Below are 22,361 nucleotides of genomic sequence, written 5' to 3' on the forward strand. Positions count from 1 at the left end.
TAACTAACTAACTAACTAACGCTCCAAGTGTTTTATCACCGCTTCCACGAAAGTAAAAAAGGTTGTTCTAGTCTTTTCATGGGGCAATAACTCGGGATTTTGTAAATAACTGCTTAATGTAATGGTGTAATTGTATTTTTCTAAAAACTCAGCACAAGGTTCTTCAACGATAAAAGCCACTTTACTGTTTTTAGCGATAATATTTTCATAGATCTCACTAAAAGATTTAAATTTTCCTGTAACAGAAAAAATGACAACCAGACTGTTTTCACCAATCAAATCGTTAATTGATGTTTCATGAGGGACAGCCCAAATAGGAACATCTAACAGACTCCTAAGTTTATATTCAAAGTACTGCCCTACAATAAATGAAGGACCATAACCAAACAGAATAATCTTTTCAAATTTCCTCAGGTAGTTCGCAAATTGACTCACCACATCCGGATTGAAATTCTCCAAAAATTGCTGTAAGCGTTCATTTTCCTCAGAAACGACACTAAAAGCTTGTCCATTAATAAATCCTAAATATTCTTTGTAGCTTTTAAATCCAAGTTTTTGTACAAATTTTGAAATCTTAGATGGGGAGCAATTACAAACTTTAGCAGCTTCTGTAATAGATAATGCATCATTTTGTGCTATTTCCTGCAGTAAGGCAAAATAAATATTTTTCTCTAAGAGATTGAGCTGATCTTTATTGATAATGTACATACGGCTTATTAATTGTATGGTAAAAGTATCAAATTCCGCTTGAATTGTCATCTTTTCTTTTTTTACAATTTGTTTTCATTACTTCAAAAAAGCTTCATTTAGGTCAAAAAAGAAACTTTATTTTCCATTCAATAAATCAAAAATTATTAATTATTGACAAACTACATCGTTTTATTAAGACAATTTAACCAATAAAACGAAAATAAGTTGAACTTATATCATTTTAAGACATAATCCAGTTTTACATTTTCCACTTATTCAAAATAATTGTAATTTTATGGAAAATAATTTCCCCTGATAAAAGATTTTATTTATGTTTGCTTATCAAAATTCAACAATTTGAATGAAAATTTATATAAAAGAAGAAGATTATGAAAGAAAATGAATGTATTTTAGGTGATTTACAAAAAATGCTAAAACAAGAACAAATCAACATTAATTCTGATGATTTGTATGAAGCATCCGCAGATAGGTATAAAAAATATGCAAAAGCAAAAAAAGTTTTAGATGTTCCTGCTCCTATCGCGATAGTTTATCCTGAATCAGTAGAACAGGTTTCTGAAATTTTAAAGTATTGTAACGCTAATGGAATTAATGTTATTCCAAGAAGCGGTAGAACTGCCACTGAAGGAGGTTTAGAAAACTGGAAACAACAAACTTTAGTTGTTGACGGAAAGAATCTGAAAAAAATCATAAAAATTGATCCTTACAATCTTCAGGTTACGGCACAATCAGGTGTTGTTTTACAAGATTTGGAAGATGAAGTTAGAAAACATGGTTTAACAACAGGACACTCGCCTCAATCTAAACCGGTAGCTCAAATGGGTGGATTGGTTTCTACACGAAGCATCGGACAATTTTCTACTTTATATGGCGGAATCGAAGATATGCTTGTTGGATTAGAGTGTGTTTTCCCTGACGGACATATTTCTAAAATAAAAAATGTACCAAGAAGAGCCGGAGGACCGGACATTAGACATATTGCTATTGGTAATGAAGGGGCTTTGTGTTATATCACTGAGGTTACCGTAAAATTATTTAAATATTTCCCTCAAAATAACCGCTTTTTTGGGTATTTGCTTAAAGATGTAGATACTGGGGTTAAAATTTTAAGAGAAGTAATGACTAATGGTTACAGACCTTCTGTAGCAAGAGTCTATTCTGAAGAAGATGCGGCGCAGCATTTTGGTAATTTCCACAAAGGACAATGTGTTTTAATTTTCATGGCAGAAGGAAATGAAAATATGGTAGCCGCTAACGGTGTTGGAATTGAAGATGCTGTAGAAAAGTTTAAAGACGGTGTTACCGAAAAAGTTGATCCATCATTGATTGCACGCTGGTTCAATCATCTTAACTGGACTCAGGAGAGAATTGAAGAAGAAATTAAAGATATGGTTACCCGTAATTCTCATGACGGGTTTACAACAGAAATATCTGCAGATTGGGAAAACGTTACAAAAATTTATTACAACGTAATCGAAAGAATTCGAAACGAATTTCCAAGAAGTAAAGATATTACCATGTTAGGAGGACATTCCTCTCACAGTTATACAAATGGTACCAATATGTACTTTGTATACAACTACAACATCAATTGTACTCCGGAAGATGAAATGCGTCTTTACCATCATCCAATTCAAACTATTATTGTTGAAGAAACACTAAAACTTGGCGGTTCTATGTGTCACCACCACGGAATTGGTAAATATAGAAATGAATGGACTAAGGAAGAGCACGGAAGCGCTTATTACATGCTTGAAAAACTGAAAGAAGTTTTTGATCCTAAAGGCATTATGAATTTCGGAACCATCTTCCCTCAGGTTGAAGGTGAAAAATATCAAAAATAATAGTAACCATAAAAACTAGTGTATGAAACGATATATTCAATTCCTGCTCATAGTATTGGCTGCGGGAGCAATTTATCCTTTGATTTATTTAAGAACCAATTATCAGGAAACTATTTTAGCTGTTTTTAATATTGGTCTTGATGAATTGAATATTATCTATACCGTATTGGGCTTTATATTTATACTGGGCTATTTTCCAAGTGGTGTCTTAAGTGATAAATTTTCTGCAAAATATTTGCTTGTTCTCTCCTTATTAGGAACGGCAGTTGGAGGATTTTGGTTCGCTCAGATTCCAAGTTATACCTCTGTTATCGGTATATTTAGTTTATGGGGAGTGTTTGCCGTTTTTACTTTCTGGGGCGCTCACATGAAACTCGTTAAGTTATTGTCTACTCCGGAAGAAGAAGGACGTTTCTTTGGGTTTCTTGACGGAGGAAGAGGTATTATTGAAGCAATTTTAGCCAGTGTGGCGTTGCTTATCTTTTCTTCTATTTTAGACAAAGAAAACACACTGTCAAACAAGAGAGAAGCACTTCAATATGTGATTTACATGTATTCTGCTGTATTGCTTATTACAGGAATTCTGATTGCTGTATTTGTTGAAAATGATACCAAATCCGGCAACAAAGAAGTTTTGGAAATAAAAGAGGCTCCGGAAGAACCTAAAGGCTTTGATTTTAAAGACGTTAATGCTGTCATAAAAAACAAATTTGTTTACTTAATGGGAGCGATTATCTTTTGCTCTTATGCTGTAACCTGGGTGGTTTATTATTATGGCGGTTTTATGGAAAAAAACCTTAAAATCAGTCCCGTAACTGTTAGCACAATCATGGTAATCGTACTCTGGATGAGACCAATAGGCGGAATCTTAGGTGGTTATTTTGCAGACAAAGTTGGAAAGAGTCAAACGTTAATTTTTTCTTTATGCGGTGCAGCTCTTACTCTCGTGGGTATAGCTTTATTACCAGCAACAGCAACCAGCTTTTATCTGTATTACGCTTTAATAATACTAGGCGGAACATTTGTTTATGCCATTCGTGGTACGTACTGGTCATTACTTGGAGATAGCAGAATAGATAATAAAATAATGGGAACTGCGGTAGGTTTTATTTCCCTTTTAGGATACTTACCGGATATCATTATCCCTTACTTCAGCACTATGGTTTTTAAACAAGCTGGTCCGGAAGCAGGATATAATGTTTACTTCTTAACGAGTGCATTTGTTGGATTAGCTGCCGTTTGCTTTGTGGCCATTTTTAAATATCAAAGCAGAAAAAAAATAGTATAAAATAATTTAAAAAATATACAAGATGAATATTACAGACTTTAACATGGGATATTTTTCTCTTAAAGGGAAAAATGCAATTATAACAGGTGGAAATACAGGACTAGGACAAGCTTTTTCTTTGGCTTTAGCAAAAGGAGGCGCTAATATTTTTATGCCAAGTATTATGCCTGATGACAGTGAATTCAATCAATTGATCGAAAATGAAGGTGTGAAAGCTGTTTATATGGAAGCAGATATTACCAAAGATGGTGTTCCAAAAAAAATCGTAGAAGAATGTGTTGCTAAATTAGGCTCTGTAGACATCCTAATCAACTGTGCAGGAATTTGTTTGATTGCTGACGTTCTTAATTTTGGCAGAAAACAATGGGATCCTATGGTTAGCATTAACCTGACTGCGGCTTTTGAAATGACTGCAGAAGCAGCAAAATTTATGATTCCACAAAAAAGCGGAAAAATTATTAATATTTGCTCGTTATTTTCTTTCATGGGAGGTCAATGGTCACCGGCTTATGCTGCTACTAAACACGGAATAGCAGGTTTAACTAAAGCATATTGTGACGAATTAGCACAATTCGATATTCAGGTAAACGGAATTGCTCCTGGTTATTTTAAAACAAAAGTGGCTCAGGCATCTATCGAAAACCCGGAACGCAACAAATGGATTGTAGATCATACTCCGGAAGGTCGTTGGGGAGATGTTCACGATCTAATGGGAACTACTGTGTTTTTAGCAAGTAGAGCTTCACAATTCGTAAACGGGCACATTCTTTCTGTAGATGGTGGTTTCTTAACAAGATAAACTAAACTGTTATGAAAGAACACTATTTTATTTCTATCGATAATGGTTCTCAAAGTACGAAAGTATATATAATCAATGCGAAAGGTGAAATCATACATTCTGAAATCGAGCCTCTTAAACCAATGATGTTTAGACAGGCCGGTTATGTAGAACACCCGGACGATGATTTATGGGATAGCATACAGATCGCTTTGAATCGCTTAATGAAAGGTTTCAAAGGAGATTTAACTCTAATAAAAGGAGTCGGTCTTTGCACAATTCGTTGTTGCAGGGTATTCATGAAAAAGAATGGGGACTTAGCGGCACCAGTTATGAGCTGGATGGATGTAAGAGCTTATGAAACTTTTGAAGATTCAGAAGAAGTAGCTTACACCTGCCCTACAACAGGATATATTACACATCGTCTTACAGGAGAGCTAAAAGATACTGCTGCAAATGCTTTTCAATGGCAATTTCCTGTAGACATGGAAACATGGGATTGGTCGAAAGACAAAGAAGTTATGGATAGCTTTAAAATTCCTAAAGAAAAATTACTTCAATTACAGATGCCCGGAACTGTTCTGGGAACTGTTACGAAATCTGCTGCTGCAAAAACAGGTCTTCCCGAGGGATTACCTGTTGTGGCAACAGCAAACGATAAAGCAGTTGAAGCTTTAGGAGCCGGATTGATCGACTCCACAAGAGGATTATTTTCTTTAGGAACTTACATTACCTCTATGGTTGTTGGAAATGGCAATAAACCGCCTCATGACAATTATTTCACCAACTTATCCTGTATTCCTAATCGCTATTTATTTGAAAGTGGTGGAGTACGAAGAGGAATGTGGCTGATTTCATGGTTCAAAGAGCTTATTGGTGAAGAATTGAGCAGTAAAGCGAAAGAAAAAGGTCTTTGCCCTGAGCAAATTCTGGAAGAAGAAGCTTTGAAAACGCCTGCCGGTTCAGATGGTTTAATGATTGTTCCTGATTGGCTTGCTCCGGCTTATCAATCGTACCGAAAAGGTGTAATGATTGGTTTTAACGGTCAGCAAGGCCGTGGACATATCTACAGAGCTATTTTGGAAGGAATTGCGCTTACGCTGCACAATCACTATAAAGCAATGAACGAAACTTTAGGACATAGTCCTGAAAAGATCATTATATCCGGTGGTGGTGCGAGCAGTGATTTGTTTATGCAAATCTTTGCTGATATCAGCGGAAAAACGGTTGTTCGTAACGAAATGAGTGGTTCTGCTGCTTTAGGTGCTGCGATTTGTGCCGCCGTAGCAACAGACTGTTATCCTGATTTTGAAACCGCAGTAAAAGAAATGGTAAGAGAAAAAGATGAATTTCATCCTAATGCTGAAACGCACAAAAAGTATCAGCACATCAATGATGGTGTTTATCATAAATTACCGCAATTACTGGAAAACACTTTAAGAGAAATGGAAAGTTTAAATTCTGATAAAGAATAATTCTTAAGCGCCATTTTAACATAACAAATACCTATTCTACCTTAAAATAGGCTATTTCTTTTTAATTAAACATAATCATTTAAAGTAAAATGTACGGCATGAGTTCAATTACGAACCTCATGCCTGCATTTTATACGCCCAACTATCTGATGCTTTAGTTACAACTGAGATTAGCGAAAATTTATAGTTTAATTAATAAAAACAGTTATGCAGCAACATTATAAATTACTTCTTTTACTAATTGCTTTTTCTACAAGCAATTTCATGCATTCTCAAGCCAATATCAATCTCATGGCGAACACCTCAGCAGATACCTTAAAAGTAGACTCTGAAAAGCCTAAACTTACCATAAATGGAGCTGTAAGGGTACATTATAAAGATGAATTTTATAATGAAACCAGAAAAAAAGAAGGTGGCGAATTTGGATTTGATCTTTTTGGTCTGGTTGTAAATGCTTCTAACAAAAACTTTAAAGTAAGTGCAGATATGAGATTCATGCCTGCTTCTGCAGGAGGTACAATGCTGAAAGAAGGCTGGGTAGGTTATGATTTTCAAAACGGAGATGACTTTCAGATAGGTTTAATACAGGATCCTTTTGGAAATCTGGATTATAACTCTTACAGCTGGTTTTTAGGGATTGGATATGGTCTTGGTTTTGAAGGCAAATACAGTATGGGGGCTAAATATCATCATAAAGGAAATTCCTGGGAATGGCAGGCAGCGTTTATGAAAAATGCAATGGAAACCTTTACCAATGATCCTGATTTAAGAGACAATCAATGGTCTGCAAGTGTTGTCGGTGATAATAAGGAGATTAATCAAATTTCAGGACAGCTTGTCTATAAAATCAAAACAGATGGCGCTTTGCATAAAATTGGAGCATCCGGAAAAATTGGACAGCTCTATAATTTTGCAGAAAATAAAATGGGAAATCGAAATGCATTAGCTGTGCATTATAACATGGACTATAAAAACCTTGGAATTAAAGCGGAAGCTTATACCTATGAATTTAATGCTAAAGGAGGAAACACGCAGTATGTAGATATGGGTGCTTTTAATTATACGTATAAAGTTGCTTCGAAAGCAAATGTTTATGCTGTATCTGCCAAATATAGTTTTCCTTTTAAAAACAAATCAATCAATGAAATAGCCTACTATAGTGAATATGGTTATGTAGATAAGAAATTCGGTTTAAAAGGATCTCAAATGGTTACCAATGGAATCCTCATAAAAGTCCTAAACCAGATTTACACTCATGTAGAATATGTTGCGGGGCAAAATCACCCGTTTTTAGGTGATGCACAAGCCAGCTTATACAACGACTATGACAACAAATGGCATGCACGCCTTCAGTGCAATATTGGATATTACTTTTAAGCTGTTCTCTCATCTTACTGCTTAAAAAAAATCCGGCTAGAAAAACACCTAGCCGGATTTAAATCAAATCAACTTAAATTAACCTATTTTACATCATAAGTTATTCCTTCTGCCTCACAAAGCCTAAAATACCCTAAGGCAAAATTACCGGCTTCATTTACATTTATAATATTTCCTCTAATGTTTCCGGGCGGAACAGAAAAAGGATTTGCACTTGATGCTTCTAAAATCAATTTCATATAATTATAAAAATTCTTTGAGATACCGCGATGCGTAATCTTTACGATACTCCCCGCCTTCATATCTTCATGCGAAAATTTTCTGTTTATCTCATTACCGTTATAAAAAAAGTCATCTGTTAGATCATATTCGGGAAATAAGAGAAAATCACTTTGATAATCTGCCAGATAGAAATTTTCTTCATTGGCAGGATCTTGAAAGTAATACGTCAGCTCTATTACATCTTCTCCTCCAAAGTCCGGTACAAGATTTTGCTCAATTCTATCAACTGGTGTTACAGAAGTAAGTCTTTCGGTCGCTGTAAAACTTTGTCCTTCTGCTTCAACAAACAATTTATAATCCATGCCTAGTTCAGGCACAAAATTGGTACATACATACGATCCCGCATCCACTTCACTAAAAGTAAAAACATCTCCGTTGCTATTTTCAACTCGTACTGCCGCTCCTGATACTTTTGTTGTAGAAGTATTATAATAAGGTGCAATTTTACTTATTTTAATCACCTGCTCGTTTCCGGAAGTTCCTTTTTTCCATACTATTTCTGCATCTACAACTATTTTATTGTCAGGTGCGTCTAAATCTACCGTTACCACATCTTCACAAGAAGTAAAGACCAAAACAAAAAGGACACTCATTAGTGATACTGCTTTGTTTACTACATTATATTTTTTTAACCAATTCATTGCATTAAAATTTAAAATTATAAGAAACTCCAGGTACAACTCCAAAGATCGAAAGTCTTCTGGTTTCATTAAATCCGGTATCATCGTTCGTTGTGAAAGTAATAGAAGCTGCATTTTTTCTGTTATAGATATTGTAAATGCTAAATACCCAGTAGCTTTGCCATCCTTTCTTTTTATCTGGCTTAGGTGTGTAGGTTGCTGCAATATCCAAATGGTGAAAAACAGGAAGTCTGTTCTCATTTCGCAATGCATAATTTGGTACATTGATACCTCCAAATTCATAATAACCATTGGCATACGTTACGGGCTGACCCGATCTTAATGTAAAGTTTCCGTTGAAAGACCATTTTGGACTCAATTCATAATTCCCAACAACGTTTAAATTATGTAGTTTGTCATATCCTGATAAATACCAGTTACCATTAGCAACTCCTGGTTCTTCCGGTGTTCTTCCTGGTGTTTTTTGCTCCGCTCTTGATAAAGTATACGAAATCCATCCGTTAAAATTACCTTTGTTTTTACGAACCAGCATTTCTAAACCATAAGATCGGGCTTTACCGTTTAGTATTACCTGCTCGATATTATTGTTCGCCAGAATGTCTGCTCCGTCTATGTAATCAATACGATTTTGGACGTTTTTATAAAACAACTCTGTTTCAAAAGAATAGTCTCCGTCTTTTAAGTTTTTAAAATATCCTATAGCATATTGATCCAAAAGCTGAGGCTTGGTAAACGGACCGCTTGGTGTCCAGATACTCATAGGCAATGGCGACTGACTGTTGGATAAAATATGAATGTACTGTGCCATTCTGTTGTAACTTGCTTTAACCGAAGTGTTTTCTGTAAAAGCATAAGACAAAGCAGCTCTTGGTTCTAAGTTGTCGAACTTGCTAATCGTTTTCCCTTTTCCGTAAGAAATACTACCTGTTGGAATTCCTTCTTCATAAATATTATAAAGCGGATTGTATACTACTGACTGATCGTTTTCGTACGTGCTGATTACTTCTGAACCTAAACGGAAAAACATACTGTAGCGAAGTCCATAACGAAAGTTCAATTTTTCAGTAATTTGATTTTCAAAATCAACAAAAGCAGAAGCTTCTAAAGAATGTTTTTTATCTAACTGATTGTAATTAAACTGTGAATCAGAACTCGTAGGACGTACTACACCAGGATTGAAGTCATACATTTGACCTTCAACACCATAATTAATCTTGAATTTTTCTGATTGTTGTAGATTCCAGTTGTATTTAAGTCCGTAACTTTTAATATTGCTGTTCCATTCGAAGCTCTCTGTAGGCAATCCCAAATCAAATTTGTAATCACTGTAAAAAGCAGAAAGATTGGTATTTAAACGATCTGAAAACGTATGTTTCCAGCTTAAAATTCCCATTGTGTTTCCATAAGAACTGGTGAAACGATCGTTGATATCAAAGATATCGCTTCCTAAATATCCAGAGAAACTAAGGGTGTTATTGGCGTTAAAACGATAGTTTAATTTGGCATTAAGATCATAAAACATTGCAGAGTTTTTATTGTCTTGCAGTTTCATAAATAAGTGAGCATAGGAGGTTCTACCTGCAATAAGAAATGATCCTTTGTCTTTTTGCAAAGGCCCCTGAACCAAAAGTCGGCTCGAGATCAGACCAATTCCTCCGTTTACTTTATACTCTTGAAAATCACCTATCTGTTGCGTAACATCTAAAACAGAAGAAACACGTCCTCCAAATTTAGAAGGAATACCTCCTTTGTACAATTCTAATCCGCTAATAGCATCGGCATTAAAGACAGAGAAAAATCCGAACATGTGTGAATCACCATATACAGGAGCTCCATCTAAAAGTATTAGATTTTGATCTGCAGCTCCCCCACGTACGTTAAATCCTGAAGAAGCTTCACCCGCATTGGTAACTCCCGGTAATGTCAGTATCGATTTTAAAGGATCCGGTTCTCCCATTGCAGCAGGAATTCGTTTTATTTCCTGCATCGAAAGTTTGTTTACACTCATTTGAGTGTTTTTGATATCGATTGCTTTAGTTCCCGTAACAATTACTTCTCCTAATTGCTGACTATCAGCCTCAAGATTAAAATTTATTTTTAAATCCTCAGCAACTGTAACGCGCTTTTCACTGGTTTTAAATCCAATATAACTTACGGAAACAGTATACGTTCCGTTTGGGACTTCGATACTAAATTTACCATCAATATCTGTTATGACTCCGGCTTCTAATTCTTCAACATAAATATTGGCACCAATTGCAGGCTGTTTGGTATCGTCCAGAATTTGTCCTGTAAGTTTGCTTTTCTTTTTTGTTGTTGTTTTTGGCGCTTGCGATTTCTGGTTGACATAAATATTATTGCCGGCAACAGAAAACTTGATAGAGGCATTTTTATTTAACTCTGAAATAAGTTTATCAATTTCTACTTGCTGAAAAGTTGTTTTTTTTATGAAGTACTTTCCGTTTGTATCAATTTGATCTGTAAAGGCAAATTTAAAATCGGTTTGATTTTCTACTTGTTTAAAGAATTCTTTTAAAGTTAGGTTTTGATCAACAGTTATGGTAACGTTTTGCGAGAACATACTTAAACTGAATAAAAAAAAGCATGCTGAAATGATATGCTTCATGAATTAGGTATTTTTAAGTGTTATTATATAAATTAACTTGTTGTTAATCTTACTATGAAAAGGGTATTTTTAATCTTTTTATTGAAATGTAATTTGTTTTAGTTCTTCATTTTTTTCAAAATCGAGGTTATATATTTCTGATATTACTTTTAATATCGTTTCTAATTCTTCTTTTTTATTAATTCTTACTGTAATTTTTCGGTTCTGATATTCTTTCGGAAATTGTACACTGTACCCATAATTCTTTTCGATATAGTCTCCAAGGGCAGTTATTTTCTCATTATCAAAATCTACAAATCGGTTAAATTCGTTTACAGAAGCGACATTGTCACTGTATGCAAATTTTTGTCCTGGTTTTAATAACCATTTTTGACTTAGTCCCTGCACACTCATCTGAACACTTCCTTCATAAAGCGACACTGTAACATCATTTTTATCATATCCCTGAACGGTAAACGAAGTTCCTAAAACAGTCGTAATGGTTTGATTACAGAAAACCTCAAACGGATGCTCCTTATCTTTTGTAACTTTAAAATAAGCTTCTCCTGTTATTTCAATTTTTCTGTTTAATGCAAAATTATTTCCATACACAATTTTAGAAGCAGGGCTTAAGGCTACTTCAGAACTATCTGGTAAAACAATATATTTTGTTTTTGCTGTCGTGTTTTCAATTGTGGTAGAAGCAAGTGTAACTTTTTGAGCCGGAATTTCTTCATTGAAATAAAGTCCTATTCCCATTAGAACAAAAAGTAAAACCGAAGCTGCTGCTGCGTAACGCCAGGGTTTAAATTTTCTTTTCTTACCAGCAAATGCCTGTGCCTGAAATTTTTTCCACGAAGCTTCTTTTATTTCATCTGATAATGAAACCGGTTCTTCGTTCCAGAGTTTTTCAAACTCATCGTCTAATTTTTTCTTGTCCATGTTTTAGGTACTAAATTTTTTGACATTCAAATCCTTGTTTGGTAAAAACACCATGAACCATTTCTTTTATGTCTCTGTTGGTTTCTATTCGAAACATTTTTTCACGACCCTTCAATTCAAATTCTATGATGCAATCAGAAATAACAAATTGCAGAAGAGCTACGATTAGAATAGCATCTTTCTTTGATTTTACATTGGTTTTGTAGGTTTCTATATTCATCTTGTGTACTCTTTTTATATATAACAATCGAGATTGAAAAAGTTCCTAATCAATTTTTACTTTTTTTTACTTTTTTTTTATTTTCATCAGTAAATACAGACTTTGAGTTGAAAAAATTACAATCCTAATTAAGCTAATAACTGCTTCTGAAATAAAAAAACAATGTAACTAATGTAACTTTTTTAGATTTTAGCGTCAAAACTTAAGATTAAATTGCGGTTCTTTGCAACGCACAAAACTCATAATACCGCAATCGTTAATTTTTGATTACAATAATATTGAAACCTATGAGTTAAGACTAGTAAGAAACTGGTCGTGATATTTCGTTATGGACAATAAAAAGTTAATTTTAAGTTTGAAAAAGGGTAATGAAGCGGCCTTCAAAGAGGTTTACTTTAGGTACTATGATAAACTTATACATCTTACCAAACGATTTAACGATTCTGTCCTTACACCCGAAGATTTTGTTCAGGAAAGTTTTCTAAGACTTTACAATAAAAGAGAATTACTTAATGAAGATATTTTACTGGACAAACAATTGTTTACTATTTGTAAAAACATCATCATCAATCACCTCAACAGAGAAAACAAAATAATTCAGCTTGATCCTACTCTCGATCGCATAGAAGAAAAAGAACCTGATTTAGATATAACAGAAGACAGAAAAGAAAAGCTGTATGCTTTTATTAATCAGCTTCCGGAGCAGCAGCAGAAAATTTTCACCTTACATAAATTAGAAAATTTAAGTTATAAAGAGATTGCTGAAATCACAGAACTGTCTGAGAAAACAATTGCAAATCATATTTATCTGGCTACTAAATTTATCCGGAAAAAAATCACTGAACTTGAGAATGTAACAGAATTATATAATTAAAGTTAGTTAGCTTTCTTGAATGTTATTTTAAATTCTAATCTCATAATCTCAACAACTTTTTATATAAGTTTGCCAAAAAAACCTAAAACAATATGCCTCGTATTATTACTGTAGCTGTATCTAAAAATGTATGGCTTGTAATTCTTTTTCTTTTGTGTGGAGCAAATTCGATCATTGCTCAGACTGACACTACTTATATTGGTAAATTTGATCAGGAGTTTGCTGCCAGAATTTCGATGATTCAAAAAGTGGCTTCTCTGTCTCATGAAAACAATGCTGATCTTAATCTGGAGTATAGAGCCAACAATCCGTTTGCCATTGGAGGAGGACTTTCCTGGCAGGGAATGGGATTTAATGTAAGTCAGGCTATTAACTATACCGACAAGAAAAAAGGGAAAACAAAATCTTTTGACTTTCAATATCATCATTACGGAAAAAAAGTAACTTTTGATTTATTTCTTCAAAATTATAAAGGCTTCTTTTTAGAGAATCGAAAAGAGAATTACACTTTATTCCCTGATATGAAATTTACCCGATATGGTGTTTTTGGTCAGTATGTTTTTAATGGAAATAAATTCTCCTATCGTGCTGCATTTGATCAGAGTGAAATACAATTGCGATCTGCCGGAAGTCTTTTGTTAGGTGGAGGAGCTTATTATACTAAAGTCAATTATGATGATGGCATAAGTTTTCACGAAAAGATGTATCAGATTGGTCCCAGCATCGGATATGCTTATACCTACATTTTTAGCAAAAAATATTTTGTTACGGGTTCTTTAACTCCCGGACTTAGTTTTAACTTTGAAAACCTTAATAGTAAAATAGATCTAAATCCTACGCTTCATTTTAAACTTGCGTCGGGATATAATGCTGATGATTGGTCGCTTAACTTTTCTTTTTTAATAAACCGGGTTTATGTTTCTTATTCTGATGACAGTCAAATAAGTGTGAACTCAGGAAGTCTGCACCTAACTTACATCAAGCGATTTGACAGCAAATCGAAAATATTAAAAAAACTTCCCTCGTTTTAATCAAAACTGCTTTTACTGCTTATTAGCTAATTTGCTTAGCTTATTAATACAAAAAAAGCGGTCCATTTCTGGACCGCCTCCCCCACTAATCAAACCCAATCCAAAAATTTTAAATAGTTTTATTCTTTTTAAATTACTGTACTTTCTTCACACCAGTCAAAAGATTTTTGAATGCAAATTTCTCTTGTAGTCATGTGTTTCTGATGTAGTCTCGAAAGATTTTTAACCTAATTAATTTTCATTTAAGGACGGATATAAGTAGCAGGAATGAACAGCTCTACCCCCATTCATTTTTTGTTACTAAGCAGTACCGACACCTATTAGTTCTACATTAAACCCTAAATCTTTAGCAGTTCTAACAGTGGTATCGGCGTGCATATTGCTCATCATTCCCACAATTGTCAGATATTTAATTCCGTGCTGTTCTAGATATTCGAATAAGTCTGTTTCAACAAAACTATTCGGGTTATTTTTGACAATTATTTTTTCTCCTTTTATCGGTGCAACTTCACTATATATTTCAGCACCAACCGTTCCAGGAACAAAACAAGTCGCATTTTTCTTTACTTCAAGATGCTTTACATAAATAATGTGTTTTCTTTTTTTTCTAAAAATAGCTAAGGTTTTCTTGGCAATTACGGCTACTTCATCACATTCTTTAAGTTCCATTTTTCCTTTATAGAAATAATCATTTTGTATCGCTAGCAACACTAGTGCTGTTTTACTATATCTAATTTTCATTTGCTATTATTTTACTCTTTTATTATTGAAATGAAAGAATTACAAACTCACTTCTTCTGTTTAACTTGTGTTCTTCTTCTGTACATTTTACATTGTCAGCGCATTTATTAATCAATCGACTTTCGCCATATCCTCGTCCGGTAATTCTAGCTGGATCAATTCCTTTTTTAATAAACCAATCAATGGTTGCTTTTGCTCTTTTTTCAGACAGCTTCATATTATAATTCTCTGTTTGTCTGCTGTCTGTGTGCGAACGAACATCTATTTTCATAGTAGGATATTGCTGTAAAACTGCTAATACTTTTTCTAGTTCGAAGGCTGCTTCTTTTTTGATATTCGATTGATCAAAACCAAAATAAACAATCGGAATGTTTAAGATTTTTGCTAAATCTGTTCCAATAGTAATAGCCTGAATTTGTTTGTCGAGTTTAATATCTCGTTCTGATTTATCGTCAAAAGGATGAACAGAAACTGCAACTTCATTGGTTTCATAATCTTCTTTTATAGCTCGGATATGATACATGCTGTAGCATTTTAAATCAAAACTATAAGCACCATCAGCCGAAACTATTTCTGCCAGCTTCTCAAATTTATCATCAAACAAAATCACTTTTGAATTCTTTAAAACTTCATTAGTTTGAGAATCGAGTACCAATCCTGATAATTTTTTTTCACAAACTAATCTTCTCGTTTCTGTGAATTTATAAATGTCATCATTACCAATTCCGTCTTCTTTATTTGAAGAGAAATAACCTTGTCTGCTGCCACTGTCTATTATATAACCAAAATCATCAAACTTCGTATTCACGGGTTCTCCAACATTTTGTACGGGCTCAAAACCACTTTCTTTGGCTTTTGCGACAAATACATCTAAACCACCAAGTCCCGGACGCCCGTCACTTGCGAAGTACAATTCATTATCACCGGCAAAAAACGGAAATGTCTCTCTTCCTTCGGTATTAATTGTTGGTCCTAGATTTTCGGGTTTTTCAAATGTTCCATCCTCTTTTATCACTACACTGTACAAATCAGATTGTCCTAATCCTCCAGGCATATCAGAAGCGAAGTAAAGTTTCTTGTCATCAGGGCTTAGTGAAGGATGTGCCACACTGTACTGGTCACTATTAAAAGGTACTTCAATAATATTGCTCCATTCGTTTTTTACCCATGTTGCTCTGTATATTTTTAGCAGCGTAATTCTTTTATCATTTCTTCCTCTTTTTCCGTCTAAAAAATTATTTCTGGTAAAATACATGGTTTTACCATCTTTGGTAAATACGGGAGTTGACTCATTGAATTTGGAATTTATTTCTTTATCAAATCGCACTGGAGTTCCCAGACTTCCATCTTCTTTTATTTCTGCGGTATATAAATTTGTAAAAGGTTTATTAGTCCATTTTAATATTCTCTTTATTGTAACTCCAGTATCACGTGCAGAAGCAAACACCAATTTGTTATTGTAAATAGTGCTTCCGTAATCTGATTCGTTAGAATTAATACCAGCATCTGAAACCTCAAACCTTCCGGAATTCATTCTAATCTGATTTAAATAGTTGGCATTATTCTCAGATTCTTTTGATTCGCTGCGCGCCTTAACCATTTTATTAAAAATCACGCGCATTTTATCGGCTTTTTCGTAATCACCAATAGATTTTAAAGCTTGTGAATATCTAAAATAATATTCCGGTTCCTGTTGCGTATTCAAAGAAAATAATTGATCGTACCATTTAACTGCTTTTGTCAATTCAGCATTAAAATAATAAGAGTTTCCAATCCTCTGAAACATTTTCTCTTCTTTATAACCTCTTTCGGCTATCTTCTCATAAATGGTAATAGCATCTATGTACGCATTCTTATTATAATTTTCTTCTGCTTTATTACCTGCAATATTTTGTGCAAGTGAATACAAAAAGGAAAAAGATAAAACTAGACTGTATTTTAAATTTTTAATTTTCATAATTAGAAGAATCTTGGTGAAGTTATACGTGTGTATCTGTTTAAGAAATCGAAACGCAGAAATATTTCATGCGATCCTGAATTGTAGTTTGCCAGTTTTGTGGTTTCGCGATCATAAGCGTAACCAATATATAAACCATCTGTAATTTGAAATCCGGCTAAAGCACTTACCGAAGAACTCAGTCTGTAGGCAGCTCCCACAACAAATTTTTCATAAAACATAAAATTCGCAGAAACATCGACTTGTAATGGAGAACCTTCTACCATTTTTGTCATCAGCGCTGGTTTGAATTTTACCAGCTCATAACGATCCAGATTGAAAACATATCCTGCAATTAAATAATAGTTGATTCTGTCTTTGTAAATCGCAACATCATTATCATTATAGCGATTGGTCTGAATAAAATTAGGAATCGAAACTCCAACATACGCTTTATCAGTATGCCAATAAATTCCGGCTCCAACATTAGGCGAAAATTTGTTTCCTAAATCCTGAAATTTAGGATCTCCCTGATCTTCCGGTTTTAGTTTTGAAGGATCAAGTTTGAATAAATTCGCTGTTCCTTTAATACCAAATGAAAGTTTAGCCGTTGCGGATGTTTGTATAGAATAAGAGAAATCTACCGCCAGGTTATTTTCGTTTACAGGACCTATTTTATCATTAACCAACGAAACACCAAGTCCTATATTTTTATTTACTGGAGTATTTAAGGAAAAACTGCTTGTTTCTGGTGCTCCGTCTAATCCAACCCATTGAGTACGATACAATCCGAAAACGCTCATAAAGCCTCGTGAGCCGGCATAAGCAGGATTTACATTAATGGTATTGTGCATATATTGTGTAAACTGTGCATCCTGCTGCGCAAATCCTGCAACGGAACAAAACAATAACAATAAAACTAAAACTATATTTTTCATTTATTTTATTTTAAAATAATGACTTAAGATTGCATTAAGCCTTTTAATTGGTATAGAATATTACTTGGTCAGGTATAAATATCCTGCTTCCTGATGTGGGTTAGATTGTCTGTCTTTGTATCTCAGAATATAGTAATAGGTTCCTTCCGGTAATCCTTTTGAATCTTTGACGGTGACACGACCTTCTGAAATACCTCTAAAAGCAATATCATTATTATTGTAATGTTCTCTTTCGAATACTAAAACTCCCCAGCGATTAAAAATCTGTACCGAGTTATCCGGATAACATTCCAAATTTTTGATATAAAATCGTTTGTTCATGTCGTCTCCATCTGCAGATACCGCATTAAAAATTTCGATGACACAGCCACTTAATTCTATTATAGTTGGATTATCTGTATTCCTGTTTTCAGGATCTGATTTATCAAAAACAATTATTCCGGTTTTGCTTATTCCGGACGTTGTAGCCTGATTGCTTACATTTCCGGCAATAAGATCGGTCTGAGTTAAAGTATAAGAAGCTGTAAACGAGTAATCATCTGTTTGACCTACTGCTAAATTGATAGGACCTCCACTCATAACAATTCCTGGTAATGGATCTTCTATTATGATGTTTTCGAGATCTGTATTTCCATTATTCGTAATAGAAAAATGATACGAAAGCGTTTCTCCTACCTCGGCATATCCATTTCCGTTGCTATCATTGAATTGAACTGTTTTAAGAAGTGTAAGTGCCGGAACCTGAACAAAAATATTAAGTGTTGCCGTACTGCAATTAGTTAAATCATTTGCTTCGCATATTTGATATGTCACTGTGTAAGGACCTCCTTTTGTTCCCGGTGCAACATCTATTGTACCATCTCCATTAAGCGTAATTCCTGCCGGAAGGTTTACTCCTGCTACAACAACATTTGAAGCATTTGGCTGAATTCCGTTTAATTGGTCGTTATGTAAAACATTTACAATTGCGATTGATCCATTAATTCCATCTGCCAAAATCAAATCATTTTCATTGACTGCGTTGATATTAAATTTTGGTTTTGCATTACAATTGGCTGTTGGACGCGGATAATTAACTGTAACAGATGTTGTTTGGTCTAAAATAAATTGCATGGTAACAGCCGGTCTTGTTAACTCAAATCCATCAATGCCTTCTGACCATTGTCCGTTTGAAAATATCCATCCTGGCCAATCCGTAGCTTTATTATTCCCATCAATTGCTGCTCCAGGCCATAACACACTACCACTTAGAGGCATATTAGTTTGAGTAGCCACAATATTATTAGCACTGTCAATCCAATTTATGGTTAGCACTTTCGCTCCGATTCGTATAGTATTATCTGAAAAAGCAGTATACGAAACATAAGGTGCGTCATTAGAACAATAACTATTAACGGTTACTTTCATAACAGGGGCTGTAACTATAATAGTAACTTCTGCGTTACTACAATTAGCTGGATTTGCTTTTTCACATATTTCATATTTTAAACTATAAGTTCCTGCAGGTGCATTAGGCGCTAATTGTATTGCACCGTCGGTATCTAATGTTAAATATCCGGTTGGATCTGGCGTTAGCAATGCTAAATCAACATTAGAAAGTGTTCCCGGATTATTGTCTAACGTATCATTATCTAATACATTTAGAACTGTCACCGTTTGATTAAGACCTATAACCGTATTTTGATCTGCTATTGCAATGATGTTTGTTTTTTGTATTGTAATAGTAACCACAGCAGGCGTAAGATCAACAGCTCCATCATTATCTGTTGCTGTAAAAGTGAATGTATCATCACCTCCGAAATTTCCGTTTGGATTATAGGTAATAGCTGCTGCCTCTGCTGGAGTAAGTACGTGATTTAAAGTTACTGGTGTTCCGTTTAAGGCTAAAACTCCTTGAGAAGGAAGCGTTACAATAGTATAACTTACAATTGTTCCGTCTGTATCTGTGGCATTCAAAGCATTAATTGCAATTGCTCCTGATGCTGCTGATATTGGTCCTACAGTAGCATCATGCGCTACTGGCGGATTATTTACACAATCTGCTGATTCTAAAGTCAACGTTGTTAAAGTGGGCACACCGCCACAAGCGTCAGATACTGAGTATTGAATTTCAGCTGTACCCACTGCCGTAAAATTCACAGTATTTCCACTTACTGTAGCTGGCCCACTTAACACACTTAACGTCCCCCCCGGTGGCGTAAGATTAAGTAAAATTGGACGAGTAACACAATATTTTGAATCTGGCCCGTCTCCTATTGAAACAGCTTTTATAGTTGGGAGCGATTCTACTCCACAAATTTGTACAGGTGCTGTCGCAAAAGTATAAGCGTTCTCCGTTACATTCGAACCAGAACCATTCCCCATACTCCCTGCTATTCTATGACCTGCGTAACCAAAATTACCTTCGCAATTTTTTACAATCATAGAAGTGTGTCCGCCTGTTTCAACCGCTAAAATTTGATCTGAAATTGTTAAACCATCCGGTATAACGGGATTTGCAGAATTACCGGTAGTTCCCAGTAAACTAAAATTATTTTGACCGAATGCGTATAAATTTTTATTACTGTTAATGACATTTACACTACCATACGTTGCATCATGTTCCTGTACACTAAACCATTTTATGTTATACATAACTGGTCCTGTTGTACTCGTATAACGAGGCTGTACCCATGAAAATCTGTCATTTGCTGTCCAGTCTCCTAATTGTCTGCTCGAATTTTCTCCCAATGTATATAAATTACCATCTGTGGTTAGTACATAGTAAGATCGTAGTAAATTATTTCCTGAAGAACTAATCATTTTTGGTGTAATAGCAGTTGGTAATGTCATTTGCACCGCTGTGGTTTGGCTGACAATTAAAGGAGTGTTATCTCCTAATAGTACATTACTTCCCCAAACATGCACAGTACCATCTGCCTTTAAAGCCATAAGTCCGTCATAATTTCCTCTACACGCTACTACATTCGTTAAAAATGGATTTCCAATGTCAGAAGTTGTAACTCTGTACCATGTAGTCGCATTACCTGTTGCACCGTTTCCTCTTACCTCCGGTGTTTGTGAAATAACCCAAACATCTCCTTCACAGGTGGTTATTGCTAAAGTTTTATAGGTCGCAAACATCATTTTAACATCACCGGGATTTACACCTGCTGGTAATCCGGTTGCGTTTCCGTTAATTGTTATCTTTTGAAAAGTTGTGCCTGCTGTAATTTCCTCATCTAAAACTGCACCTTCCGTAGACCAGGCATACAAACCATCTGTTGCGAGAAGAATCCCTTGAACTACACTTCCGGAAAGACTTCCCAAAGCTGCTTTTAAAGGAGTTGCAGTTGTTAAAGCCGGAAAATTTGATGCATTGATTGTTACAGGTGATAATAGGTTTGTAATTCCGTCGCTTGCAATTTTTTCTCCCCAGACTTGCAAAGAGCCGTCTGAAGTTCTTACGATTGTTGCATGATAACTGGAAACAAAATTATCGTATTCGATAGTTGCTGCATTATCGTTTGCACCTACCCCAAAATTGGATAAATCAGTAAGTGAACATCCTACAACCGGATTTGAACATTGCGCATTGGCTATTTGGCAAAGAAAAATTATAAAAAACAAGTAAAATGCTCTCTTAGAATTTAATACATTATTTAGGAAAGAGTAGTTTATTGTCATGAGTACTATAGTTATTTTATTATTTGAGAAAGATTATACGTTTGAGCCTGATTATTTAAGTCATAAAAATCAAACATGAGAAAGGTTTCTTTTTCAATAATTCCAGACACTTTATATTTTAATAGGTGAATTTGATTATTTAAGATGATTTCATTTTCAACAGATTTCGTAGTTAACGACACTCCAATACCGGAAACGGCCAGAGAAGGCGCTATTATTTTTTGAATTGAATTTTCTTTTATAGTGATTTTTACAGGAATGCTTACTAGTAAATTAGTGTAATTGACTCCTTTTTGCAGTTTCTCCGAAAACTCGATTTTTGAAAAATCAAAAGAAATTTTAACGGGTAATACTTTTATACGAAGATTTTCTGCAAACAAAGGGTGGTTGCATGCTTCAGTATGTATTTTGTTTTCCTGAAAATTAATTTGGTATTCACCCGGCTCTTTGAATTGATAATTATTAATATCATTGCCGTGTAAAGTTGTACTTATATTATTTTGAAGATTTGTAATTATCCAAGTTACTGAAGTATCAATTATTCCAAAATCAACTTTTTCATCAAATGAAATTACTTTATAAAATTGATCTGTTTCAGTGTTAAATTCATTTTGAGCTTTAGCATTAAAACTTATCATAAAGCAAAAAACTAAAAAACAGATAAGTTGTTTTTTGACATTTAGAAACATGAATTCGCAATGATGTTTTAGGATCATAAATATATACGTGGTTATAAATTTAGAATGCCAAAACTACTAATTTGAAAGGCGGAAAATTGATCAGATTCTTTACCAATTACGTAAAATGTAAAATATATTCAAGAATAACAAAACCACAAAACATTGAAAAACAACAAATTAATATTGTAATTACTTTTTCAGCTAAATGAATTAACTATAATTAATCATACATTAATTCTATATTTGAATTAATATAAAAAAGAGAGCATTACTAATTGGAAATTGAATAGGAAAAGGAAGTTTTTTTAAGTGTATTGTATCTAAAATTTAAT

The 22,361-nt window shown here is 34.3% G+C and carries 17 protein-coding genes; 7 read left to right on the plus strand and 10 right to left on the minus strand.

What is annotated here, in order from left to right:
• Positions 1–15 precede the first annotated feature (15 nt).
• Positions 16–759, minus strand: coding sequence for a MurR/RpiR family transcriptional regulator (locus B0A66_RS21280; RefSeq protein WP_089051860.1), 744 nt, complete (start codon positions 757–759; stop codon positions 16–18).
• 320 nt (positions 760–1,079) lie between these two features.
• Between B0A66_RS21280 and B0A66_RS21285 the strand changes: the two genes are divergently transcribed.
• The 5 genes from B0A66_RS21285 to B0A66_RS21305 all read left to right on the plus strand — a co-directional run bounded on the left by B0A66_RS21285 (position 1,080) and on the right by B0A66_RS21305 (position 7,473).
• Positions 1,080–2,555 carry an FAD-binding oxidoreductase gene (locus B0A66_RS21285; protein ID WP_089051861.1) on the plus strand — a complete coding sequence of 492 codons (1,476 nt, stop codon included), beginning with the start codon at positions 1,080–1,082 and terminating at the stop codon, positions 2,553–2,555.
• A 22-nt stretch (positions 2,556–2,577) separates the two neighbouring features.
• Positions 2,578–3,843 carry an MFS transporter gene (locus B0A66_RS21290; RefSeq protein WP_089051862.1) on the plus strand — a complete coding sequence of 422 codons (1,266 nt, stop codon included), beginning with the start codon at positions 2,578–2,580 and terminating at the stop codon, positions 3,841–3,843.
• Between the two features lie 22 nt (positions 3,844–3,865).
• Positions 3,866–4,642, plus strand: coding sequence for an SDR family oxidoreductase (locus B0A66_RS21295; RefSeq protein WP_089051863.1), 777 nt, complete (start codon positions 3,866–3,868; stop codon positions 4,640–4,642).
• 11 nt (positions 4,643–4,653) lie between these two features.
• A complete protein-coding gene (locus B0A66_RS21300) occupies positions 4,654–6,096 on the plus strand; it encodes an FGGY-family carbohydrate kinase (RefSeq protein WP_089051864.1) in 1,443 nt (480 codons plus the stop codon).
• 207 nt (positions 6,097–6,303) lie between these two features.
• Positions 6,304–7,473 carry a hypothetical protein gene (locus tag B0A66_RS21305; protein ID WP_089051865.1) on the plus strand — a complete coding sequence of 390 codons (1,170 nt, stop codon included), beginning with the start codon at positions 6,304–6,306 and terminating at the stop codon, positions 7,471–7,473.
• An 83-nt stretch (positions 7,474–7,556) separates the two neighbouring features.
• On the opposite strand, the gene B0A66_RS21310 is transcribed toward B0A66_RS21305, so the two are convergent.
• From B0A66_RS21310 to B0A66_RS21325, 4 genes are all read right to left on the minus strand, one after another.
• Complete coding sequence (locus tag B0A66_RS21310) at positions 7,557–8,396, minus strand: DUF4249 domain-containing protein (protein ID WP_089051878.1); 840 nt, start codon at positions 8,394–8,396, stop codon at positions 7,557–7,559.
• 4 nt (positions 8,397–8,400) lie between these two features.
• Positions 8,401–11,022 (minus strand): TonB-dependent receptor, encoded by a 2,622-nt coding sequence (locus B0A66_RS21315; protein ID WP_089051866.1) that lies wholly within the window; start codon positions 11,020–11,022, stop codon positions 8,401–8,403.
• 78 nt (positions 11,023–11,100) lie between these two features.
• Entirely contained in the window at positions 11,101–11,943 is an 843-nt protein-coding gene (locus tag B0A66_RS21320; RefSeq protein ID WP_089051867.1) for a FecR family protein, read from the minus strand.
• Positions 11,944–11,953: 10 nt separating this feature from the next.
• Complete coding sequence (locus B0A66_RS21325) at positions 11,954–12,163, minus strand: hypothetical protein (protein WP_089051868.1); 210 nt, start codon at positions 12,161–12,163, stop codon at positions 11,954–11,956.
• Between the two features lie 328 nt (positions 12,164–12,491).
• On the opposite strand from B0A66_RS21325, the gene B0A66_RS21330 reads away from it, so the two are divergent.
• A complete protein-coding gene (locus tag B0A66_RS21330; protein WP_089051869.1) occupies positions 12,492–13,037 on the plus strand; it encodes an RNA polymerase sigma factor in 546 nt (181 codons plus the stop codon).
• Between the two features lie 92 nt (positions 13,038–13,129).
• Positions 13,130–14,068 carry a DUF4421 family protein gene (locus tag B0A66_RS21335; RefSeq protein ID WP_089051870.1) on the plus strand — a complete coding sequence of 313 codons (939 nt, stop codon included), beginning with the start codon at positions 13,130–13,132 and terminating at the stop codon, positions 14,066–14,068.
• 300 nt (positions 14,069–14,368) lie between these two features.
• Here the strand turns inward: B0A66_RS21335 and B0A66_RS21340 are convergent, their stop codons facing one another.
• From B0A66_RS21340 to B0A66_RS21360, 5 genes are read right to left on the minus strand one after another with little or no spacing between them, the layout of a single operon-like run.
• The gene (locus B0A66_RS21340; RefSeq protein WP_089051871.1) at positions 14,369–14,809 is read right to left on the minus strand and encodes an isochorismatase family protein; all 441 of its coding nucleotides are present in this window, start codon (positions 14,807–14,809) and stop codon (positions 14,369–14,371) included.
• Positions 14,810–14,831: 22 nt separating this feature from the next.
• Complete coding sequence (locus B0A66_RS21345; protein ID WP_089051872.1) at positions 14,832–16,766, minus strand: OmpA family protein; 1,935 nt, start codon at positions 16,764–16,766, stop codon at positions 14,832–14,834.
• Positions 16,767–16,768: 2 nt separating this feature from the next.
• Positions 16,769–17,683: a PorP/SprF family type IX secretion system membrane protein gene (locus B0A66_RS21350; RefSeq protein ID WP_089051873.1), complete on the minus strand. Its 915-nt coding sequence runs from the start codon at positions 17,681–17,683 to the stop codon at positions 16,769–16,771.
• A 60-nt stretch (positions 17,684–17,743) separates the two neighbouring features.
• Positions 17,744–21,349, minus strand: coding sequence for a T9SS type B sorting domain-containing protein (locus tag B0A66_RS21355; protein ID WP_089051874.1), 3,606 nt, complete (start codon positions 21,347–21,349; stop codon positions 17,744–17,746).
• A gap of 11 nt (positions 21,350–21,360) precedes the next feature.
• Positions 21,361–21,987, minus strand: a complete 627-nt coding sequence (locus B0A66_RS21360; protein WP_089051875.1) for a hypothetical protein — start codon at positions 21,985–21,987, stop codon at positions 21,361–21,363.
• Positions 21,988–22,361 lie beyond the last annotated feature (374 nt).

This window comes from Flavobacterium hercynium (assembly GCF_002217285.1).
GTDB classification, from domain to species: Bacteria; Bacteroidota; Bacteroidia; order Flavobacteriales; family Flavobacteriaceae; genus Flavobacterium; species Flavobacterium hercynium.

Bases quoted from the DNA above. Each gene is read 5' to 3' on its own strand.
- B0A66_RS21280 (WP_089051860.1), bottom strand. From the start codon at position 759: ATGACAATTCAAGCGGAATTTGATACTTTTACCATACAATTAATAAGC.
- B0A66_RS21285 (WP_089051861.1), top strand. From the start codon at position 1,080: ATGAAAGAAAATGAATGTATTTTAGGTGATTTACAAAAAATGCTAAAA.
- B0A66_RS21290 (WP_089051862.1), top strand. From the start codon at position 2,578: ATGAAACGATATATTCAATTCCTGCTCATAGTATTGGCTGCGGGAGCA.
- B0A66_RS21295 (WP_089051863.1), top strand. From the start codon at position 3,866: ATGAATATTACAGACTTTAACATGGGATATTTTTCTCTTAAAGGGAAA.
- B0A66_RS21300 (WP_089051864.1), top strand. From the start codon at position 4,654: ATGAAAGAACACTATTTTATTTCTATCGATAATGGTTCTCAAAGTACG.
- B0A66_RS21305 (WP_089051865.1), top strand. From the start codon at position 6,304: ATGCAGCAACATTATAAATTACTTCTTTTACTAATTGCTTTTTCTACA.
- B0A66_RS21310 (WP_089051878.1), bottom strand. From the start codon at position 8,396: ATGAATTGGTTAAAAAAATATAATGTAGTAAACAAAGCAGTATCACTA.
- B0A66_RS21315 (WP_089051866.1), bottom strand. From the start codon at position 11,022: ATGAAGCATATCATTTCAGCATGCTTTTTTTTATTCAGTTTAAGTATG.
- B0A66_RS21320 (WP_089051867.1), bottom strand. From the start codon at position 11,943: ATGGACAAGAAAAAATTAGACGATGAGTTTGAAAAACTCTGGAACGAA.
- B0A66_RS21325 (WP_089051868.1), bottom strand. From the start codon at position 12,163: ATGAATATAGAAACCTACAAAACCAATGTAAAATCAAAGAAAGATGCT.
- B0A66_RS21330 (WP_089051869.1), top strand. From the start codon at position 12,492: ATGGACAATAAAAAGTTAATTTTAAGTTTGAAAAAGGGTAATGAAGCG.
- B0A66_RS21335 (WP_089051870.1), top strand. From the start codon at position 13,130: ATGCCTCGTATTATTACTGTAGCTGTATCTAAAAATGTATGGCTTGTA.
- B0A66_RS21340 (WP_089051871.1), bottom strand. From the start codon at position 14,809: ATGAAAATTAGATATAGTAAAACAGCACTAGTGTTGCTAGCGATACAA.
- B0A66_RS21345 (WP_089051872.1), bottom strand. From the start codon at position 16,766: ATGAAAATTAAAAATTTAAAATACAGTCTAGTTTTATCTTTTTCCTTT.
- B0A66_RS21350 (WP_089051873.1), bottom strand. From the start codon at position 17,683: ATGAAAAATATAGTTTTAGTTTTATTGTTATTGTTTTGTTCCGTTGCA.
- B0A66_RS21355 (WP_089051874.1), bottom strand. From the start codon at position 21,349: ATGACAATAAACTACTCTTTCCTAAATAATGTATTAAATTCTAAGAGA.
- B0A66_RS21360 (WP_089051875.1), bottom strand. From the start codon at position 21,987: ATGATAAGTTTTAATGCTAAAGCTCAAAATGAATTTAACACTGAAACA.